This window comes from Anoxybacillus sp. P3H1B, from assembly GCF_001560855.1.
GTDB classification, from domain to species: Bacteria; Bacillota; Bacilli; order Bacillales; family Anoxybacillaceae; genus Anoxybacteroides; species Anoxybacteroides rupiense.
On record NZ_LPUG01000011.1, the window covers coordinates 412132 to 433216 of the forward strand.

At 43.3% G+C, this 21085-nt stretch carries 17 protein-coding genes; 15 read left to right on the plus strand and 2 right to left on the minus strand.

Translation table 11 applies throughout. The features are described from left to right. Positions 1-357: 357 nt before the first annotated feature. Genes AT864_RS06165 through AT864_RS06180 form a run of 4 tightly spaced genes read left to right on the plus strand, consistent with a single transcriptional unit; the run spans position 358 to position 3966 of the window. Complete coding sequence (locus AT864_RS06165) at positions 358-1011, plus strand: YhbD family protein (protein ID WP_066147369.1); 654 nt, start codon at positions 358-360, stop codon at positions 1009-1011. After that, positions 993-1697 carry a polymer-forming cytoskeletal protein gene (locus AT864_RS06170; RefSeq protein WP_066147371.1) on the plus strand — a complete coding sequence of 235 codons (705 nt, stop codon included), beginning with the start codon at positions 993-995 and terminating at the stop codon, positions 1695-1697. Before AT864_RS06165 ends, AT864_RS06170 begins: the two co-directional genes overlap by 19 nt. 11 nt (positions 1698-1708) lie before the next feature. Further along, entirely contained in the window at positions 1709-2422 is a 714-nt protein-coding gene (locus AT864_RS06175) for a polymer-forming cytoskeletal protein (protein WP_231734598.1), read from the plus strand. A gap of 14 nt (positions 2423-2436) precedes the next feature. Further along, positions 2437-3966, plus strand: coding sequence for an MDR family MFS transporter (locus tag AT864_RS06180; RefSeq protein WP_066147375.1), 1530 nt, complete (start codon positions 2437-2439; stop codon positions 3964-3966). Between the two features lie 131 nt (positions 3967-4097). On the opposite strand, the gene AT864_RS06185 is transcribed toward AT864_RS06180, so the two are convergent. Further along, the gene (locus AT864_RS06185; protein ID WP_066147377.1) at positions 4098-5603 is read right to left on the minus strand and encodes a BCCT family transporter; all 1506 of its coding nucleotides are present in this window, start codon (positions 5601-5603) and stop codon (positions 4098-4100) included. A 527-nt stretch (positions 5604-6130) separates the two neighbouring features. Between AT864_RS06185 and AT864_RS06195 the strand changes: the two genes are divergently transcribed. The 11 genes from AT864_RS06195 to AT864_RS06245 all read left to right on the plus strand — a co-directional run bounded on the left by AT864_RS06195 (position 6131) and on the right by AT864_RS06245 (position 19897). After that, the gene (locus AT864_RS06195) at positions 6131-7483 is read left to right on the plus strand and encodes an MDR family MFS transporter (protein ID WP_066147381.1); all 1353 of its coding nucleotides are present in this window, start codon (positions 6131-6133) and stop codon (positions 7481-7483) included. A gap of 127 nt (positions 7484-7610) precedes the next feature. Further along, a complete protein-coding gene (locus AT864_RS06200) occupies positions 7611-9299 on the plus strand; it encodes a methyl-accepting chemotaxis protein (RefSeq protein WP_197431002.1) in 1689 nt (562 codons plus the stop codon). A gap of 284 nt (positions 9300-9583) precedes the next feature. After that, the gene (gene miaA, locus AT864_RS06205; RefSeq protein WP_066147724.1) at positions 9584-10531 is read left to right on the plus strand and encodes a tRNA (adenosine(37)-N6)-dimethylallyltransferase MiaA; all 948 of its coding nucleotides are present in this window, start codon (positions 9584-9586) and stop codon (positions 10529-10531) included. A gap of 33 nt (positions 10532-10564) precedes the next feature. Next, positions 10565-10789: an RNA chaperone Hfq gene (gene hfq, locus AT864_RS06210; RefSeq protein ID WP_044745301.1), complete on the plus strand. Its 225-nt coding sequence runs from the start codon at positions 10565-10567 to the stop codon at positions 10787-10789. 585 nt (positions 10790-11374) lie between these two features. Beyond that, a complete protein-coding gene (spoVK, locus tag AT864_RS06215) occupies positions 11375-12307 on the plus strand; it encodes a stage V sporulation protein K (protein ID WP_066147386.1) in 933 nt (310 codons plus the stop codon). A 117-nt stretch (positions 12308-12424) separates the two neighbouring features. Continuing rightward, positions 12425-13984, plus strand: coding sequence for a fatty acid--CoA ligase (locus tag AT864_RS06220; RefSeq protein ID WP_066147389.1), 1560 nt, complete (start codon positions 12425-12427; stop codon positions 13982-13984). Positions 13985-13996: 12 nt separating this feature from the next. Further along, positions 13997-15145, plus strand: a complete 1149-nt coding sequence (locus AT864_RS06225) for an acyl-CoA dehydrogenase family protein (RefSeq protein ID WP_066147390.1) — start codon at positions 13997-13999, stop codon at positions 15143-15145. 18 nt (positions 15146-15163) lie between these two features. Then, positions 15164-16246, plus strand: a complete 1083-nt coding sequence (locus AT864_RS06230) for a CaiB/BaiF CoA-transferase family protein (RefSeq protein ID WP_044745297.1) — start codon at positions 15164-15166, stop codon at positions 16244-16246. A 6-nt stretch (positions 16247-16252) separates the two neighbouring features. Next, positions 16253-17863: a long-chain fatty acid--CoA ligase gene (locus tag AT864_RS06235; protein ID WP_066147392.1), complete on the plus strand. Its 1611-nt coding sequence runs from the start codon at positions 16253-16255 to the stop codon at positions 17861-17863. A gap of 11 nt (positions 17864-17874) precedes the next feature. Then, entirely contained in the window at positions 17875-18726 is an 852-nt protein-coding gene (locus AT864_RS06240) for a 3-hydroxyacyl-CoA dehydrogenase family protein (RefSeq protein WP_066147394.1), read from the plus strand. A 16-nt stretch (positions 18727-18742) separates the two neighbouring features. Further along, positions 18743-19897 (plus strand): thiolase family protein, encoded by a 1155-nt coding sequence (locus AT864_RS06245; RefSeq protein ID WP_044745294.1) that lies wholly within the window; start codon positions 18743-18745, stop codon positions 19895-19897. A gap of 44 nt (positions 19898-19941) precedes the next feature. On the opposite strand, the gene AT864_RS06250 is transcribed toward AT864_RS06245, so the two are convergent. Next, entirely contained in the window at positions 19942-20553 is a 612-nt protein-coding gene (locus AT864_RS06250) for a trimeric intracellular cation channel family protein (protein ID WP_044745293.1), read from the minus strand. Positions 20554-21085: the final 532 nt, after the last annotated feature.

Below are 21085 nucleotides of genomic sequence, written 5' to 3' on the forward strand. Positions count from 1 at the left end.
AGTCCGCACTTATTAATACAAGCTACATTTCATGTATATGCCGAGATCAAAGAAATGAATGCTTCTTTTGTGTACAAGGCAGTCCAAGAGAAATAAATGGATTTCTGAGGGAGAGGCTACGTCTTCATGTGAGGCAAAGGGAAACATCGCTTTCGGCTTCACTTGTCAGTCTTTGAAGCAAATGGCCGTTCGCTCACTCAACCGTTAAAAATATCCCGAGATGAAGGGGGAAGATGACGTTTCATCGGTTTAATGGACTGTCTATTGCTCCAATCATGATCATAAAAATGATTTTTATTTACAACGTAACATTGTTATGTTACATTAATGATATGATAACGAAGGAGGTGCTTGAGTGTGGAGCAAGAGTTAATTTCGAAAAAGGAATTGCTGGAACTCACAAATATTTCATACGGACAGTTATATAGATGGAAGCGCAAAAAATTAATTCCTGAAGAATGGTTTATTCGAAAGTCAACATTTACGGGACAGGAAACATTTTTCCCAAAAGAAAAGATATTGGCGAGAATTGAAAAAATTAAACAAATGAAAGATGATTTATCACTTGATGAATTGGCAAGTATGTTTTCACCGAATCCGACTACAATTGCCCTTCATAAAAATGATATTATAGAACGTAACATTGTTTCGGAATTAGCGCTTCATTTTTATATTGAACAAAAGGGCGAGCAGCATGTATTTTTGTTTGACCAACTCCTTCAATTGTACGTATTTGATCGGCTGTTGCAGACAGGCGAAATGAGTTTGGGAGAAGGAAAAAGCGTATTTGATGTATTTGAGCGCCATTACAAAAAAATTCAAGGAAAAAGCTGTGAACTGCTCATCGTGCGAAAAATGGGCATTTCAACATGCCTGCTCTCTACAAATGGAAACGAGCTATATTTTGAGGACGGAGCCAAGGTGGTGGCCCGTTTACATGTGCCTAGCTGTATAGAGGAGTTAAAAATAAAGGTGACGGAGGGGATGGATAAATGGAGCGAAAAGATTTAGTGATTGCTGGCGTCGGCCATGCTTCGGGTGGAATATACAATATGGTCAAGGTTTCAGGAAGTGGAAAGCTTTTTGGTGATGTAGATTGCAACGATTTGAGCATTCAAGGAAATGCCACCATCGAAGGAAATGTGAAAGCGGAAATGGCTCATGTATCCGGAAGGGTTCATATGACGGGGGCGCTGCATGCTGAACAGGTAAAAATTAGCGGAAATGCTAGTGTTGGCGGGAACATAGAGTGTAAAGTGATTCGCTTTCATGGAAACGGGAGCGTAAAAGGAACGTTGAATGCCGAAGAGGTGTATATCCATGGAGAAACAGATGTCGCAGGGGATTGCGCTGCCGAAACATTTGATGCACGGGGCAGCTTTACCATTGGTGGATTATTGAACGCGGGAAACATTCAAGTGAAGCTGTATGGTCATTGTCAAGTGAAGGAAATTGGTGGGGAAACGATTGAGGTTCGGCAACCAGGAGTTCCATTTTTGAAAAAACTATTTTTTCATGTCGGCTTAACAGCTGAAATGATTGAAGGCGATGAAATTTATTTAGAACATACCAATGCCAAAGTTGTGAGAGGAAACAAAGTAACCGTCGGCCCTGGGTGTGAGATTGAACGGGTGGAATATCAAAGTAGCTTTGAATGTGATAAAGGAGCGAAAGTAGGAACATATCAAAAAGTATGAGGAGGAAAGTCATGAGAAACTTGACAGTCAATGGTTCTGCTTTGACATCAGGAGGAACCTTTCGTAATGTGACCATTCGTGGTGATGCGACAATTAGCGGCGATGTACAATGTGCGAAATGGAAAGTATTTGGGAACGCGGATGTGAGTGGAAATATGACAGCCGAATGGCTAAACATTTTTGGACAGGCGAATATAAGAGGAAACGTCCATGTGAAAACGATCAAGCTATTTGGGCAGGCGGACATTCGCGGAAATACCAATGTTGATGACATGCGTCTTCGCGGGGCTGCGCATATTCAAGGGAATATTACAGGCGGAGCGATTCACGGGTATGGAGAGATGAATGTTTCCGGTGATTGTGAAACGGAATCGTTTTCGGTTAAAGGGGTTGTACAAATTGCTAATACATTAAATGCAGAGCGAGTCGACCTCTCCCTTTATTTTGCGGATAGCCGCATTTCGGAAATCGGTGGAAAAACGATCCGCGTGAAACGAAGCAAATGGAACGTGATGAACCTTTTTAAAGGGATGGCGAACACGTCAGCAAGGCTCATGACCGAAATCGTCGAGGGAGATGAGATTTATTTAGAGCATACAAGTGCCCAAATTGTCAGAGGAGACCGTATTATCATCGGCCCGGGCTGCGATATTGAACTGATCGAATATCAAACAAGCTTGCAGAAAAGCGAACGAGCCGTTGTAAAAGAGAAAAGAAAAATATAAAAAGGAGAATCGGTATGGGAAGAAACGATGCGAGAATCGGTTGGGTAGTAGCAGGATTACTGCTCGGGATTTTTGTTGCATCCATGGATAACACGATTGTTGCCACCGCTATGGCAACAATCGTGGCTGATTTAGGCGGAATTGAACAATTTGTATGGGTGACATCTGCTTATATGGTGACAGAAATGGCAGGTATGCCGATTTTCGGAAAGCTCTCGGATATGTATGGAAGGAAGCGGTTTTTTATTTTCGGTATCGTTGTCTTTTTACTTGGCTCTATGCTATGCGGAGTGGCGCAAGATATTGTCCAGCTTAGTATTTTTCGTGCGATTCAAGGAATTGGGGGAGGAGCTTTAGTTCCGATTGCTTTTACGATTATGTTTGATATTTTTCCGCCGGAAAAACGCGGGAAAATGGGTGGGCTTTTTGGAGCTGTATTCGGTTTATCAAGCATATTCGGGCCGCTCTTTGGAGCGTATATTACGGATTATTTAAATTGGCGCTGGGTGTTCTATATCAACATTCCTTTAGGTCTTTTAGCGTTTTTATTCATCGTCTTGTTTTATCATGAATCTCCGAAGCATGCAAAGCAAACGATTGATTGGCTTGGTGTGATGACGCTTGTACCGGCCATCGTCTGCTTAATGTTTGCGTTAGAGCTAGGCGGCAATCAGTATGACTGGAATTCAGTCGAAATTATTGGGTTATTTGCCGGATTTTTTGTGTTATTTTTGTTATTTCTATATGTCGAAACAAAAGCGAAGGACCCGATTGTTTCTTATCACATGTTTCGCCGCCGTTTGTTCGCGACAGCGAATCTTGTCGGTCTTTTCTCAGGCGCTACCTTTATTGTTGCCACCGTTTATATTCCGATTTTTATACAAGGTGTTACAGGGGGATCAGCGACTAATTCAGGGTTGATCTTATTGCCGATGATGCTGGCGACGACAGTGTCAGCCCAATTAGGAGGATTTTTGGCAAGCAAAACAAGCTACCGCAATGTGATGATTTTGTTTACTACGGTATTTGTTATCGGCATGCTTTTATTAACGACCATTACCTCTGATACATCCCGGCTTACAGTGACATGGTATATGATTATTGTAGGATTAGGGGTTGGGGCTTCTTTTTCAGTCCTAGGAATGGCCGCGATTCACCATTTTTCGGAAGCCGAACGAGGTGCGGCAAGCTCTACTAACTCTTTTGTACGTTCGTTGGGAATGACAATAGGGATCACGATATTCGGGATTATTCAACGAAATGTTTTTAAAGAACAGCTAACGCCGCTGTTTAAAGGCACTGCATATGGAGCGGCAACAGCGAACATTCATGATCCGCGTGCGATTCTTTCACCGGAAGCGCGAGCACATATTCCAGAAGATCTGCTTGATCAAATGACAACAATATTGGCTTCTTCCATTGCTCATACGTTTATGTGGAGCTTGATTCCGGCGGCTCTTACCTTATTGTTTGTTTTTTTGATGACAAAGGAACGGTTGCTGCTCGCTTATCCGAAAAAAACGCAGCCGACACAAAAGGTTTAGCATAACGATGATATCAACAATAAAAAGCCGCGGAGCATGATATACGATCATGCTCCGCGGCTATATGCATCCCAAAAGATTCTAAGAAAAAAGAGGTAGGCAAGTCTAGTGATAGATATGAGAGCTTGCGTTTATTTTAGTGACGGCATTTCTTCCTTAAAAGAACGAATCAATGAACTTACCATTAAAATTATAATGATGGTGAACGAAAACGCTGCGATAATGGATGCGGTTTGCAGTGCTTGTAATCCTCCAGTCCAAAGTAGTATAGCAGTAGAAGCAGATTGAATGATTCCCCAAATAAACTTAATGGAGTTAGGAGGGAATAAGCTTCCATTTGTTGTTTGCATACCAAGGACAAATGTTGCTGAATCTGCCGATGTAACAAAAAAAGTGCAAATAAGTAAAATAGCAAGCCCTGACAAAATCATCCCGAACGGGAAGTGCTGCAGTACAAAAAACAGTCCTGTTTCCATGCCGTCTGCCTCCATGACTTCCATAATTCGAACATGATTGAATTGTTCTAAATATAGTGATGAGCCGCCGAACACAGAAAACCATAGAGCGCTAAATACGGTTGGGACAACAAGCACGCCAATGACAAATTCACGAATGGTTCTTCCTCTTGAAATTCGGGCAATGAATGTTCCAACAAATGGGGCCCAAGCGATCCACCATGCCCAATAAAAGATCGTCCAAGCTCGAGGCCAATCGCTTTGTTCAAAAGGGCTCAACCGCAGGCTCATAGAAGGCAAATTTTGCACATACGTTCCAATTGTTGTAGTAAATACATCCATAATAAAATTAGTTGGGCCAACAAACAGCAAAAACAGCATCAATAGAAGTGCCAAAACAATATTAATGTTACTTAATATTTTAATTCCTTTATTTAAACCGGATTGCGCTGATAGCATAAATAAAATCGTGACTGCGCCGATAATAATTAGTTGGGTGGCTATATTATTTTTTACGTATGGGAATAAATGGGATAAACCGCCGCTAATTTGAATGGCCCCTAAGCCTAAAGAAGTAGCAACACCAAATATGGTCGCATAGACAGACAATGTATCCACTGCAATTCCCACCGCTCCGTCTACTTTGTTTCCAAACAAAGGACGCAGTACGCGGCTAATTACTCCAGGCTCTTTTTTGCGGAATTGGAAATACGCCAACGCCAATGCTACAACTCCATAAATAGCCCATGGATGCAATCCCCAATGAAAAAAAGAATAGCGCATCGCTACGCGCGCAGCTTCCGTTGTCTTGCCTTCTCCAACAGGCGGATTGTAATAATGAGAGACTGGCTCCGCTACTCCCCAAAACACTAACCCGATTCCCATTCCAGCACTAAATAGCATAGCGAACCATGCGCGATAGCTGTATTCGGGCTTTTCGTGGTCTTGCCCAAGCCGGATACTTCCGTACTTTGAAAAAATTAAAAACAAACAAAACCCAAGAAAAGTGGTGGCAGCTAACAAATAAAACCACCCAAATTTATTAATGAGAAATGAATGAACGGACACGCTAACCGCATTTAAGTTATAATGCGGAAGCATACTTTTGGGAATCATTCCCCAAATGATAAAAAATAACGAAATCAATACAGAACAATAGAAAACCTTTGTTGCTTTGTTCATCAGACTCCTCCTTCTTCATCAATTGATGCCGATGAGGATCGTGTTAGTGTTTTCGGTTGTTAGAGGAAGCAAAGACAAATCTATCGTAACAAGGGGATTGCATAAAAAGCAACCAATTTGCTTTTTACAAAGGAATAAAGCATTTTTTTTTAGAAAAACAATGGAATCATGTAAAATAAAAAGTATTCTTCAAAAATTATGTGTGCACAAAATGCTGAAGCGGCTGCAGCGAAAAAGTGCGTAGTGAACAGAGGAATGATGAATTTTTAAGAAGAAAAAGGGGGGGGAGCGTCAGTATACGAGCGCATTCGCTTCTCATTCAAAAAGAGGAGGGGCGATGACATGCTAGATTCAGGGAATGGCAGGATATAGAGGCAACTTGGCGTGTCCACAATTTCGTGTCTTCAATGAAGGGGCTGTTTGATTTCGACAGTCGAAAAAGATCGCTGATTCTTGCTAATCAGCTATACGTTCAATCTTCTTGTATATAGATAGATGGCATGAGTATTTAAAAAAGGGGGATATACATGAGTAGTAGGACATCTGTAATGATTAGCATCGTTTTAGCTATGCTAGTAGCATCTATGGACACGACGATTATGAATACAACGATGCCGATTATTTCTAAAGAACTTGGCGGCTTTTCACTTTATGCGTGGTCATTTGCCTCTTATATGATTACAACGACGGTTCTTTCTCCTATAGCAGGAAGGCTGTCAGATATTTTTGGTAGAAAGAAAGTGTTTAGCTTTGGAATTGTTCTTTTTCTTGCCGGATCACTTTTGTGCGGAATGTCGCAGAATATGATTCAGCTTGTTCTATTTCGTGCTATTCAAGGAATTGGCGCAGGATTTATGATGCCGTTTCCAGCCATTATTGCCGGAGATTTGTTTCCAGTCGAAAAACGAGGGAAAATTCAAGCGTTTTTTACAGCCATGTGGGGAATTTCCGCTGTACTTGCACCGCTGCTTGGCTCCTTATTTGTGGAGTATTTGTCATGGCGTTGGATCTTTTATGTCAATATTCCTGTTTCTTTGCTTTCATTATTGACGTTGATCCCATATAAAGAAGTATATGAACCGAAGAAAGCGGCTGTCGATTATATCGGTGCGGTTTTATTTGCGCTGGCGATCAGCTCCCTTTTACTTGTGACAGTTGTGAACAGCGGGCAGTTTTTGTATGCTGCTGGAGGGGTATTATTGCTTATTGTTTTTTATTGGTATGAGAAGAAGCAAACTTCACCGCTCGTTCCATTAACATTAGTTCGCCATCAAACATTAAAATGGATGAATATTAATGGCTTTATCAGCTGTGTCGCTCTATTTGGAACATCAAGCTATATTCCATTATTTTTGCAGCAAATAGCTCATCAAACCGTTTTTATGAGCGGTGTAGCATTGCTCGGGACATCCATTGGCTGGATGCTGGCAGCTGTTCCGGCAGGAAAATGGATTTTACGATATGGTTATCGTCGTCTGCTTATTATTGGCAATATTTTGCTTGTGGCAAGCGGAGGACTACTTGCGCTGTTGAATGAACAGCATGGCTTTTTTTATGTATTTTTCGCTATGTTTATTCAAGGACTGTCCTTTGGTCTTATGACAACAGTCGGGGTGATTGGTTCCCAACAGCTGGCGGATGCGCATGAAAAAGGAATTGCGACTTCATTTTTTATGTTTTGCCGTAATATCGGAACAGCTATTGGGGTAACGGTGATGGGAGCGCTATTAACGAAAGCTGCTCATTTTATGACAGGGATTCATGATCTGTTTTTATTCGGTTTTGCCGGTAGTATTGTTGCCCTTCTTACCTCCTTTTTCATACGGGAAGAAGTGCAGCATGAGCCGTTCAATGAAATAAAAGAAGGAAAAATGGTGTAGATTCATATAAAACTTCTGCTCATAGAATCCGATAGAAAAAGTGAGTATGACAGAGGAACCATCGTTTTTCCATCATTTGTTATAGTGGTAAAGCGGATGGAGAAAAAGGGGGCTTTTATCATTGAAAATGACCGTTAGAAAAAAATTGTTTGCTGGCTTTACAGCCGTGTTGGCCATTTTAGCCATCATTGTTGGAATTGCCTATTATGAATTGAGAGGCATTGATCAAACGTATACGAATCTATTGAATGAAAAAGTGCAAGCTTTATCGCTCGTTCAGCAAATGGAGATCGCGGCAAAGAAAGAGCAAACGAGCGCACGCGGCTATTTAATTACCGGAGATAGCACATCTTCCACAAATTTTGAAAAAGCGCATGAAGAGTATGGCGAACTAAGCAGCGACGTAGCTAAACTGATCACTCAAGCGGAAGCGAAGGAGCTGCTGTCACAGCTAAATCAACTGGAGGAAGACTACTATCAATTCGGCAAACAGCTAATACAGCTCAAGCAACAAAATGATGTCGAGCAGTATACAGAGTTAGTTGCCACAAAAGGCAGAGAGCTTTCCCAGCAGTTTGATGAAGCGGCGGAAAAATTGGTTCAATTCGAGCGGCGCTTATTAGATCAAGCTAGCCGTTCCACTTCTGCAAAATCGGATTCTGCGCAAATGTGGATGATGATTTATGGAGCGATTGCTGTGCTTGTTAGTGTTGGGGTAGCCTTTTCTATTAGCCAGATGATTTCACGCCCTGTTACTGCGCTATCGCAGGCGGCAAAGCGAATCGCTTCGGGAGATCTTGCAGGGGATAAAATTCTCGTGAAAAATAAAGATGAAATTGGTGAATTAGCCGCCTCTTTTAACGAAATGGCGGGAAATCTACGAGAGGTGATTCAGCAAGTAGCGAGCAATGCTGAACAGGTAGCCGCATCATCGGAACAACTAACAGCAAGCGCGGAGCAAACGAGCAAAGCGACTGAGCAAATTACGGCAACGATGCAAGAGGTGGCATTAGGTGCGGAAAAACAAGTGCAAGGTGTTGAAGAAACACTTGAAACCGTTCAAGAAATGTCCAATGGCATTCATCATGTAGCACAGCGCGCGCAAAATGTAGCCGAAATTGCCGGAGATGCCTCTCAGCGGGCATTGGAAGGCAGTGACACAGTTCGAACGGCTGTTGAGCAAATGAATTCGATAAATGAAACGGTAACGAGTTTAGCTAATGTCATTAAAGGATTAGGGGAACGTTCAACGCAGATCGGCCAAATTATTGAAGTGATTACCGGAATTGCTGAACAAACGAATTTGTTAGCGCTCAATGCAGCGATTGAAGCAGCAAGAGCAGGAGAACAAGGGCGCGGTTTTGCTGTAGTGGCTGACGAGGTTCGAAAGCTTGCAGAACAATCGGCACAATCTGCCCAGCAGATTTCAGCATTGATTGCGGGAATTCAACAAGAAACAAATGCTGCTGTCCAGTCAATGGAAAAAGCAACAGCAGAAACGGGCAATGGAATCGATGTGATTCGGGCCGCTGGGCTATCGTTCAAACAAATCAAAGATGCCGTGCAGGAGGTAGCGGGCAATATTCAAGAGGTGTCTGCATCTGTTCAGCAAATGTCTGCTGGTGCGGAGCAAATTGTCCAATCGATACAGCAAATGAATAAGCTAGCCGAAACATCGGCTTCGGGAACACAGGAAGTGTCTGCAGCCGCTGAGGAGCAGCTTGCTTCTATGCAGGAAATCTCTGCTTCTGCTACAGCATTATCAACGATGGCCGAAGATTTACAGGAAATGATTCGAAAGTTTAGAATATCATAGCGTACAGCATGGGATCTTGCATGGCGGCGAGATCCCTTTGTTCATCTTGAAATAACGACGCTTAGTGTTTATATAAGGACCCTATTGTTAACACATCCACCGAGAAGTCTCCCATCTCTAAACGGAGTGAAGGCGGGAGAGGAAGCTCACATCCTTTCATTTTCGTTTGTCTTGTGAAAAGAAGCAATGAAACTCTTTTTTCTTCCTGCAAAACGTGATAAAATTTCCTTCGCTTGGATATAATAAAACAATGTGGCATAATGACACAGAAGGTAGTGATGTCCGTGGGAGAGAAGCTTGTTGTGTTAATCGGGCCAACCGCTGTGGGGAAAACAAAAATGAGCATTGAACTGGCTAAACGGCTCAATGCAGAAATTATTAGCGGTGACTCGATGCAAATTTATAAAGGAATGGATATTGGCACAGCTAAAATTACTAAGCAAGAAATGGACGGAATCCCGCACCATTTAATAGACATTAAAGACCCAGCCGAGCCATTTTCTGTCGCCGAATTTCAACAGCTCGTTCGACCGTTGATTCAAGAAATTACTGACAGAGGCAAATTGCCGATGATTGTTGGCGGGACCGGGCTTTATATTCAATCGGTTATCTATGATTATCGTTTTTCTGACGCTCCTTCCGATCCAGCATATCGAGAGGATCTGCGGCGTATGGCGAAGGAAAAAGGAGCGGAGGCGTTATATGAAGAATTAAAGAGGATTGATCCAGAAAGCGCTGAACGCATTCACCCTCATAATCTGCGCCGTGTCATTCGTGCGCTTGAAATTTATCGATGCACCGGAAAAACAATGGCGGAATGGCAGCAAACGCAAACCCATGAGCTTCTTTATCAAGCGGCGATTATTGGTTTAACAATGGAAAGGGAGCAATTATATCGTCGCATTAACGAACGCGTCGATCAAATGGTGGCCCAAGGGCTGCTCGATGAGGTTAAAGCCTTGTATGAGCGCGGCTTGCGCAACTGCCAATCGATTCAGGCTATTGGCTATAAAGAAATTTATGCATATTTAGATGGCGAGCTTTCATTTGCTGAAGCCGTTGAACAGCTCAAACAAAATTCACGTCGCTATGCTAAGCGTCAGCTCACATGGTTTCGTAATAAGATGCCTGTACGCTGGTTTGATATGACAGATTTATCTCGATTTACCGAGAAACGCGATGAAATTTTGCGATACATAGAAGGAAAGCTTCAACAAAAGACGAATATATAAAAATAGGTAGAGAGAAAAAGAGGAGGCCAGTTCATGAAAACATCGATTAACATTCAAGACCAATTTTTAAATCAATTGCGCAAAGATGGCACACAGGTAACCGTATTTTTATTGAATGGATTTCAACTTCGCGGCTTGGTGAGAGGCTTTGACAACTTCACTGTGCTTTTAGAGGTGCAGGGGAAGCAGCAACTCATTTACAAGCATGCGATTTCTACATTTGCACCTGAAAAAAATGTTCAGCTTGATATCCAATAAACAAGCAACAAAAAATCGCCCGCACGACACATGCGGGCGATTTTGTTTCGTAAAAAGGCGGGGAGATGAATATACTATAATAGCTATGGGAATGCAGTGCTCGTTTACACATGATAAAAGGCGATGCTTCTGCACCTTTAGAGCAGTGAAAGCTTGCCTGCTGGTGAGCATTTATTTGATTTTTTACGAAAACAATATAAATACAAATGAAAGATTGAACCAGTTAGCTTCTGGAAAGGTAGGTGACGCATTTTTGAACGGCCAGAGAAACAGAATTTTTCCTTTATTGCGCGAATGTTTGACAGGGGATAAACAACGATCGGTTTTACGAGACTTATGAGTAAATCTGAAAACGGTTTGTTTAGACATCCTGGCTGTCTAAAGAGACGAATTCCACATAAACGATGAAGAGAGCAAACGTTAAATTCGAATGAAATGGGACCGCATCATGGAGCAAATAGAGGGGTAAAGGGAGAAGTGCATCGGATGATAGGCATTTGTCACAAATAAATGTCGCTAAACGTATACTGGAAAAAACAATACTACTATTCATCAAGCGAAAGGGATAAAGCGAGGTGACAACCGTTGTCAGAAGTAACGATGAATAAGGCGAAAGGACAAATTAACATTGTATTAAACTCTAAAAATACGAATCATTTAGTGAAAGAGGAACGCATCGAAGGAATTGATTACGAGCAACATGCGATATTAAGAAGCATCCAAACAGAGCTTGACCAACTGATCGGCTTGGAAAATGTCAAAAAAATTGTCAAAGAAATTTATGCGTGGCTATATATTAACAAAAGGCGCAAAGATCAGGGACTGAAATCGAATAAGCAGGCACTTCACATGATTTTTAAAGGCAATCCGGGAACGGGAAAAACAACAGTCGCTCGCCTGTTAGGAAAATTATTTTTTGAAATGAACGTGTTGTCAAAAGGGCATTTTATCGAAGCAGAACGAGCGGATTTAGTCGGCGAGTATATTGGGCACACAGCCAATAAAACACGTGATTTAATTAAAAAGGCGCGAGGCGGTATTTTATTTATTGATGAGGCGTATTCGTTGGCACGCGGGGGAGAAAAGGATTTTGGAAAAGAAGCGATTGATACGCTTGTAAAAGGCATGGAGGATTATTGTGAAGATTTAGTCGTCATTTTGGCTGGTTATCCGGCGGAGATGGATTATTTTCTATCCTTGAACCCCGGTCTCCCTTCCCGCTTTCCACTTATGATTGAGTTTCCTGATTACACGGTAGACGAATTAATCCATATTGCCAAACAAATGCTGCGAGAGAGAGAATACGAATTTACGTTCGAAGCAGAACGAAAGCTGTATCATCATATTGAAGAGCTTCTTCACACAAAGAAGGAACGAAAATTCAGCAATGGCCGCTACATTCGTAATTTAATTGAGAAGGCGATTCGCAAACAAGCTGTTCGTTTATTATATGAAGGGCGTTATGACAAAAAAGAATTAACGTTGATTCGTGATCGTGATTTAATCATCGGTTCTTAATCAAGCGGAAGCAGCAGCTTCCTTATTTTTTTGCAGAGAGGCAGGAGTTTTATTGCACAAAAAGAATACATAAGATTATTAATTGTCTTAATATTTTAATAAAAGAGGAGGAGAAGAATGTCTATTACGATTGGCGAAGTATTTTTACAAACGGTAAGGAAATTTCCAAAAAAAGAAGCGCTTGTCGATATAAGAAGAGGAATTCGCTATACGTACAAACAATGGGCAGACGAAGTCAGCCGTCTTGCTAATGCCTTCATAGGTATGGGAGTAAAAAAAGGTGATCGTGTTTCCACCATATTGTTAAACACTAGCGAATTAGCAACGGCATTTTTTGCATGCGCCCAAATTGGGGCCGTCTTCAATCCGGTCAATTTTCGTTTGAGCCCGAAAGAAATCGCTTACATTTTAGCGGATGCAGCTCCGAAAATTGTTTTGTTTGAAAAGGCCGTAGAACCGCAAATATCACATATTCACCATGAATTTCCTCATATTTCCTTCTTTTATATTGATAACGATACACCACCCTATGCGATGAATTACTGGGAACAAGTGAATATTGCTTCATCACAACCTCCTCGCAGCGATGTATCAGAAAATGATCTTTACGCCATTATGTATACGAGTGGAACGACGGGAAGACCAAAAGGCGTTATGCACCGGCATCGCGAGATGGTTGAGCAGAGCTTGATTTGTAACTCGATTATGCGCATTCGTGAAACCGACCGGGGACTTGTTGCTGCTCCCATGTTTCATTGCGCTGAATTACATTGCTGCTTTTTGCCGCGCGTGCATGCGGGAGCCACGAATGTCATTATTCATCATTTTGATCCAAAGCAAGTGCTTGAGGTCATTGAAAAAGAGCGGATTACTTCTCTATTTGCTGCACCGACCATGTGGAACATGATTCTTCAGGAGAATATAAGCGCCTATCATTTATCCACTTTTCGCATTGGCTTATATGGTGCCGCCCCAATGGCTCCTGTGCTTGTGAAGGAGTGCAAAGAAAGATTGGGAATTGATCTGATTCAAGCGTATGGAATGACAGAAATGGGACCGGCCGTAACGTTTTTGCTAGAGGATGAGCAACTAACGAGGGCTGGATCAGCTGGCCGTGCTTGCTTAAACCATGAAATTCGCATTGTGCAGCCGAAAGAAGATGGTCCGTCCGACCCCGATCACGTGCTGTCTCCAAGGCAGGTTGGCGAGATCATCGTGAAAGGCCCGTGCATGATGATGGGCTATTACAACCGCGAAGAAGCAACAGAAAAAGCGATGTATAAAGGCTGGTACCATTCGGGGGATTTAGGGTATATGGATGAGGATGGATATTTATATGTGGCAGATCGCGTAGATGATATGGTGATCAGCGGCGGTGAAAACGTTTACCCGCGCGAAGTCGAGGATGTGCTCTATGAGCATAAAGGGGTGCTGGATGTTGCTGTGCTTGGGGAGCCGGATGAAAAGTGGGGAGAAAAGGTTGTGGCTTTTATTGTTAAAAAAGATCCCAATTTAACAGCAGAGGAGCTTGAGCGATTTTGCAAAAACAGCGACCAGCTAGCTCCATACAAACGACCGCGCGCCTACTATTTTGTTGATGCGCTGCCGAGAAATGCAAGCGGCAAAATCCAAAAATTTTTACTTCGCGAACAAATGAACCAATCAGCAAAATCATAGGGAGATGAGAAGATGGCAGCAAGCTATTTGCGTGAAGAGCATCGCATTTTTCGCAGCTCCTTTAGAAAATTTTTGGAAAAAGAAGCGGCGCCCTATTACTTAGATTGGGAAAAACAAGGTCTCATTCCGCGTGGTTTTTGGGAGAAAATGGGTGATAACGGTTTTCTTTGTCCGTGGATTGATGAGAAGTACGGCGGCTTATCCGCTGATTTCGGTTATTCTGTGGTCATTAATGAAGAATTAGAAAAAATAGGATCAAGTCTGATTGGGATTGGCCTGCATAATGACATTGTCATTCCATATATTGAATCTTATGGAACAGAGGAACAAAAGAAAAAATGGTTGCCAAAGTGCTTAACAGGAGAAATGATTACGGCCATTGCGATGACCGAACCGGGGGCAGGATCTGATTTAGCGGATATTTCAACAACGGCGATCAAACATGGCGATTACTATGTTGTCAATGGACAGAAGACGTTTATCACGAATGGCATTCATGCCGACTTAGTCATCGTTGTTTGCAAAACCGATCCGCAAGCCGTGCCGCCTTATAAAGGAATAAGCTTATTGGCTGTGGAACGAGGTACGCCTGGATTTACCCGGGGCAGAAAACTGGAGAAAGTGGGACTGCATGCACAGGATACAGCGGAGCTCTTTTTTAGCGATGCAAAAGTTCCAGCAGCCAATTTGCTCGGCAAAGAAGGACACGGTTTTTATTACTTAATGGAAAAGCTGCAGCAGGAACGCTTGATTGTGGCGATTGCTGCGCAAACGGCAGCGGAAAGAATGTTTGAGCTGACCAAAGAATATGTTAAAAACAGAAAGGCATTTGGACGAGCGATCAGTCAATTTCAAACAATCCAGTTTCGACTGGCTGAGATGGCAACCGAAATTGCTTTGGGTCGGACCTTTCTTGATCATGTCATCGAACAGCATATCGACGGAAGGGATGTGGTCACATCTGTCTCGATGGCGAAATGGTGGATTACTGATATGGCCAAGCGAATAGCGGCAGAAGGAATGCAGCTGCATGGAGGCTATGGCTATATGGAAGAATACGAGATTGCGCGGCGATATCGTGACATTCCAGTCAGTGCGATTTACGCGGGAACAAATGAAATGATGAAAAGGATCATTGCTAAAAATCTGACCCTTTCATAGAAAAAGGAGGAACATCATTTGCTAGAAGGAGTAAAAGTTATTGATTTTTCCCATTATCTTCCTGGTCCATTTGCCAGCCTTCGCTTGGCCGATTTAGGAGCAGAAGTAGTGAAGATCGAACCGCCAACGGGCGATAAGATGCGCGAGCTGGCTGATGAATGTATATTTGCAGCCAATAATGCCGGCAAGCAAAGCATTTCTCTCAATTTAAAGCTGGAGGAGGATGTGCGGATTGCAAAATCGTTAATAAAAGAGGCTGACGTGATCATTGAAAGCTTTCGCCCTGGCGTTATGAAAAGACTCGGTTTGGGCTACGATGAGATCAGCCAAATAAATCCTGCCATTATTTATTGCTCCATTAGTGGCTATGGGCAGAATAGCCCTGCTTCTTTATTAGGAAGCCATGATTTGAACTATATGGCGCTTACCGGTGTATTAGCTCAGCTAAAGGATTCTCAAGGACGCCCTGTCCATCCGACGATTACGATGGCGGATTTCATTGGCAGCCTTCATGCTGTTGAGCAAATGATAGCTGCTTTATATGCACGTGAGCGGACAGGAAAAGGGAGATATCTCGATCTTTCGCTAGTGGACGGACTACTTTCATTGATGACTAACCATTTTGTGCAGGAACACAAAACGAAAAGCAAAAATGGCATTCAGCTGCTTGCAGGTATCATTGTTTCGTATTATTTGTACGAAACAAAAGATGGGAGATACGTGTCGTTAGCCGCCCTTGAACCGAACTTTTGGAAAAATTTCTGTTCGGCTGTAGGTCACCCTGAATGGTGCGAGCACCATATCTCTCCGGCGAATGATGATAACGTCATCTTTCGGGAGATCAAGCAGCTGTTCCAATCGAAAACACTAGAGCAATGGGCGGAGTTTAGTATGCAGATTGATTGTTGCCTTACTCCTGTTTTCGAAACAGATGAAGCAAAAATCTTATTTTCGAGCGAACGGTATCGAAAAATGATTCATATAGAGGAGGATCGAATAGAAGTGGCGACTTGCTATGATCGCGAGTTGCTCAAAAAGCGGTCACATGCACCAAAAATCAATGAGCACAAGCAGGATTTCATTTATTCAATAGGAGAGTGATGAACGATGATGAATGTGCCATTAAATATCGCGACGATGCTGGAGAGAGCGGAAGCACTTTTTCCAAAAAAGCAGGTTATTTCCCGGATGAAATCTGGTATTGTTCGCCATACCTATAGAGAAATCGGTGAAAGGACGCGAAGGCTTGCAAGCGCTCTAAAACAGCTAGGCGTGGAAATAGGGGATCGCGTCGGTACGCTTGCTTGGAATCATCATCGGCATTTGGAGGCGTATTTCGCTATTCCGGGAATTGGAGCTGTGCTGCATACGATTAACATTCGGCTGTCTCCAGAGCATATTGCCTATATTATTAATCATGCAAATGACCGTGTGCTGCTGATTGATGAAGATTTTCTTCCGGTCATTGAAAACATAAAAAACGAGATTCCTAATGTTCAAGCCTTTATTGTGATGACAGAAGAGGACAGCGTGCCAGAGACGTCTTTGTCCCCTGTCTATCATTATGAAAATCTGCTGCAAAAAGGAGAGGCTCATTTTGCCTTTCTTAAAAATATGGATGAAAATAGTCCTTCGGGCATATGTTACACCTCGGCAACGACGGGATGGCCGAAGGGGGTTGTTTACTCGCATCGCGCGACAGTGCTGCATAGTATGGCGCTGGGGCTTGCCGATAGCGCTGGTTTATCCGAAACCGATGTAGCCATGCCGGTGGTGCCGATGTTTCATGTGAATGCGTGGGGACTTCCATTTGCTGCCGTGTGGTTTGGAACAACGCTTGTGATGCCTGGTGCAGCCTTTACTCCGAAAATTTTAGCGGAACTGATGGAAGTGGAAAAAGTGACTCTTGCTGCCGGAGTGCCGACGGTGTGGCTTGGCTTGCTAAAGGAGTTGGAGAAAGAAGACTATGATTTAAGTAGTGTGAAGCGTATTTTATGCGGAGGGGCGGCAGCTCCAAAAGGTCTGATTCGCGCTTTTGAAGAAAGAGGGATTCCGTTTGTCCATGCATATGGTATGACAGAAACAAGCCCGCTTGTCGTGCTTTCTCGTCTCAAAAGCTATCAGCAGCATTTATCTAAAAATGAGAAACTGGATATTCGGGCTAAGCAAGGCTTTCTCGTTCCTGGAGTCGAAATGAAGGTGATTGGCAAGGACGGTGATGTATCATGGAACGGAACAGAAATGGGGGAGCTATGTTTGCGTGGACCGTGGATTGCTAGCGAGTATTATCATGAAGAACGAAGCAAGGAATCGTTTCGCGATGGCTGGCTTTATACAGGAGATGTCGTAACGGTTGATGAAGAAGGCTTTATTAAGATTGTCGACCGTACGAAAGATGTCATCAAAAGCGGTGGGGAATGGATTTCTTCGGTAGATTTAGAGAATGCCTTAATGGCCCATGAGGCCGTATTTGAAGCAGCCGTGGTCGCCGTGCCTCATCCAGAATGGCAGGAACGTCCGGTTGCCTGCGTGGTTGTCAAAGAAGGGAAAACAGTCACAAAAGATGAACTGTACGATTTTTTGCGTCCGCAGTTTGCTAAATGGTGGCTTCCAGATGAAATCGTGTTTGTCGATGAAATTCCCAAAACAAGTGTCGGGAAATTTTTGAAAACGAAATTGCGCGAGCAGCTGCGTAGTTATTTTACCAATACAAATTAGGAGGGAAGGGCATGTTGCAATCCGTTGCGGTTATCGGCTCCGGTTTAATGGGAAGCGGAATTGCTCAGTCGCTGGCCATGGGTGGGAAAACTGTATATTTATACGATATTTCCGACTCCGCTCTTGAGAAAGGAAGAGATTCGATTCGCAAAAGTCTAGCGCGATTTGTGAAGTCTGGTAAATGGAGTGAGCAGCAGGTGGAGGATGTGCTGAATCGAATTCAGACAGGCACGAATCTACAAACGGCTATAAAGGATGTGGATGTGGTGATCGAAGCGGTTCCAGAGCAGCTAGCACTAAAAAAAGAGGTGTTTAAACAACTGGATCGCTATGCGAAGCAGGAAGCCGTGTTGGCCACGAATACCTCTGAGTTAAGTGTGACGGCGATTGCTTCAGCCACGCAACGGCCGAGCCAGGTAATCGGCATGCATTGGTTCAATCCTGCGCCGGTGATGAAGCTGATTGAAATCGTGAAAGGAGTCCCTACATCTGAGAAAACGATTCGAATCATTGAGCAATTGTCTCAAGAGATTGGAAAAGAAACGGTAGTAGTGGAAGACAGGCAGGGGTTTGTCACTACACGAGCCATTGCTGCTCATATGATTGAATGCATCCGGATGTATGAGGAGGGAGTCGCTTCCGCAGAACATATTGATAAAGCGATTTGTCTCGGCCTAAATTATCCGATGGGACCACTCGAGCTTGCTGACTTAGTCGGCTTGGATACCATGCTATTTGTCAGTGAAAACATGACAGAGGCATATGGAGATCGCTTTCGCCCGCCGCAAATACTTCGAAAGCTTGTTGAAGCAGGTCATTTAGGTAGAAAAACAGGAAAGGGATTTTACACATATCACGAATGAAAGAAGGGAAAATGTTGTGCGAGAAGTGGTAATTGTCGAAGCAGTGCGCACGCCTGTCGGCAAGCGTAATGGAGTATTTCGTGAGGTTCATCCTGTTCATCTTGCCGCCGCGGTGCTTGCTGAAGTAGTCGATCGTGCGGGAATTGACAAGCCTCTCGTTGAGGATATTGTTATGGGATGTGTGACTCCTATTGGTGAGCAGGGGTATAATATCGGGCGGCTGGCTGCACTGGAAGCAGGCTTTCCTGTCGAAGTGCCCGCTGTACAAATTAACCGGATGTGCGGATCGGGCCAGCAGGCCATTCATTTCGCTGCTCAAGAAATTCGTTCAGGGGATATGGAGATTACGATTGCTGCAGGAGTGGAAAGTATGACAAAAGTTCCGATTTTAAGCGACGGAAACGACCAGACCATTCCACCATCCTTGCATGGAAAATATGAATTTGTGCATCAAGGCATTTCTGCAGAGCTCATCGCTGAAAAATATGGGCTTACACGCGAGGAGCTTGATGCCTATGCATATGAGAGCCATCGTCGGGCGCTTCAGGCACAAGAAAAGGGGGTATTTGCCCAAGAAATTGTACCTGTGCACGGGCGGGACCAAGAAGGAAACGAGATCGTTGTTATAAAAGATGAAGGGCCGCGGCAAGATACATCGCTGGAGGCGCTGGCTTTATTGAAACCGGTATTCAAGCAAAAAGGAAAAATTACAGCCGGAAATGCAAGTCAAATGAGTGATGGAGCAGCTGCTGCGCTATTAATGGACGCAGGGACCGCCTGCCGCCTCGGAATTGTGCCGAAGGCAAGAATCATCGCGCAAACCGTTGTTGGCTCTGATCCCACATATATGCTGGATGGGGTGATTCCAGCAACGAAAAAAGTCTTGCAAAAAGCGGGTCTTACCATTGATGATATGGATCTGGTCGAGATTAATGAAGCGTTTGCACCTGTTGTGCTAGCATGGCAAAAGGAAATCGGCATCCCGCTTTCGAAGGTAAATGTCAATGGAGGAGCGATTGCCCTCGGTCATCCGCTTGGCGCAACTGGAGTTAAACTGATGACCTCTCTTGTTCATGAGCTTGAACGCAGACAGAAGAGATATGGTTTGTTGACGATTTGTATTGGACATGGGATGGCCACTGCTTCGATTATTGAGCGATGGAATGCATAAAGGGGATGGCCCAAAACGCGTTAGTGTTTTGGGCCATCCCCTTTTTATGATGCTTTTGCTTTTAATGATTTATTCGGCAGCTTCCAATTATATGTATATGATAGAATACGAAGGGCGGCAACGATCATAAAGAGAATATATAATCGAATAGGAGAGTGAGCTGCCCCAATTCCAACGGCTAATCCCGCTAAAATAGCCCAAACAGCATAAATTTCGGCACGAAGCACGAGCGGTTTTCGCCCGGCTAGCAAATCCCTAATGATCCCGCCTCCACTGCCTGTTAAAACAGCGGCTACAATGACAGCGCTCAGCGGATGCCCCATTTTGGCTGCATATAAAGCTCCTTGAATGGCAAATGCAGATAATCCGAGCGCATCAAAAAAATTCCCCCATCTTTGCCAGTGGGGCAGCATTTTTTGCGGGAACAGATAAATAACGGTCATAGCAAAGAGGGCTATATGAAACAGCATGCCTTGATCCCATAGTGCTGATACAGGAACACCGATCAGCAAATTGCGAATCGCTCCACCGCCAAAGGCAGTCACAATTCCGAGAATATAGACGCCCAAAATGTCATACTCCTCTTCCATAGCGACAATAGCGCCACTAATGGCAAAAGCAACCGTACCGATAATACTCAATATTTCCCAGGTCATACGGCAAATCCCTTTCTTCATCGTATTACGGTAAACATTTTAGGCGGAATAGATAAGAAAATCAATCATCATTTTTTGGCCGTTTCCTATAAGGGGATTTTGAGAATGAGATATGATTTCATGACAAAAACATAAGAAAAAAGCTTGTATATGGTATTCTACCATAAGATAAATTTCTATCGCTGAGAATTTGTATCCTTCGTCATATCTAATGAAGCAATATCCATAAACGGCTTCTAATCACCCTATGTCCATTTGACGTCCCGATTTTCCCAGTCTGTTTCCATCGTTTTTATGAACAAGTGATAAAGGACTATATAAATGTAACCTAACGTGTTAATATTTGTATGGATATGAAGTTCCGTCATTTTTGGATGATCAGGATTCTGTCACGCGTGAGGAGCAAAGGGGAAGTCAAAGTGTACCTCTGGTTGCCCAAAACAATGGAGCCTTTTCTTTTCTGGATTCGTCGTTCCATCTTTAAGGTGCCATCATGTCATTTCTTGAGTAGATGGGGGACAAAACATTATAG

Coding starts and splice junctions, on each gene's coding strand:
- AT864_RS06170 (WP_066147371.1), top strand. CDS start 993: ATGGAGCGAAAAGATTTAGTGATTGCTGGCGTCGGCCATGCTTCGGGT.
- AT864_RS06175 (WP_231734598.1), top strand. CDS start 1,709: ATGAGAAACTTGACAGTCAATGGTTCTGCTTTGACATCAGGAGGAACC.
- AT864_RS06180 (WP_066147375.1), top strand. CDS start 2,437: ATGGGAAGAAACGATGCGAGAATCGGTTGGGTAGTAGCAGGATTACTG.
- AT864_RS06185 (WP_066147377.1), bottom strand. CDS start 5,603: ATGAACAAAGCAACAAAGGTTTTCTATTGTTCTGTATTGATTTCGTTA.
- AT864_RS06195 (WP_066147381.1), top strand. CDS start 6,131: ATGAGTAGTAGGACATCTGTAATGATTAGCATCGTTTTAGCTATGCTA.
- AT864_RS06200 (WP_197431002.1), top strand. CDS start 7,611: ATGACCGTTAGAAAAAAATTGTTTGCTGGCTTTACAGCCGTGTTGGCC.
- hfq (WP_044745301.1), top strand. CDS start 10,565: ATGAAAACATCGATTAACATTCAAGACCAATTTTTAAATCAATTGCGC.
- AT864_RS06220 (WP_066147389.1), top strand. CDS start 12,425: ATGTCTATTACGATTGGCGAAGTATTTTTACAAACGGTAAGGAAATTT.
- AT864_RS06225 (WP_066147390.1), top strand. CDS start 13,997: ATGGCAGCAAGCTATTTGCGTGAAGAGCATCGCATTTTTCGCAGCTCC.
- AT864_RS06235 (WP_066147392.1), top strand. CDS start 16,253: ATGATGAATGTGCCATTAAATATCGCGACGATGCTGGAGAGAGCGGAA.
- AT864_RS06240 (WP_066147394.1), top strand. CDS start 17,875: ATGTTGCAATCCGTTGCGGTTATCGGCTCCGGTTTAATGGGAAGCGGA.
- AT864_RS06250 (WP_044745293.1), bottom strand. CDS start 20,553: ATGACCTGGGAAATATTGAGTATTATCGGTACGGTTGCTTTTGCCATT.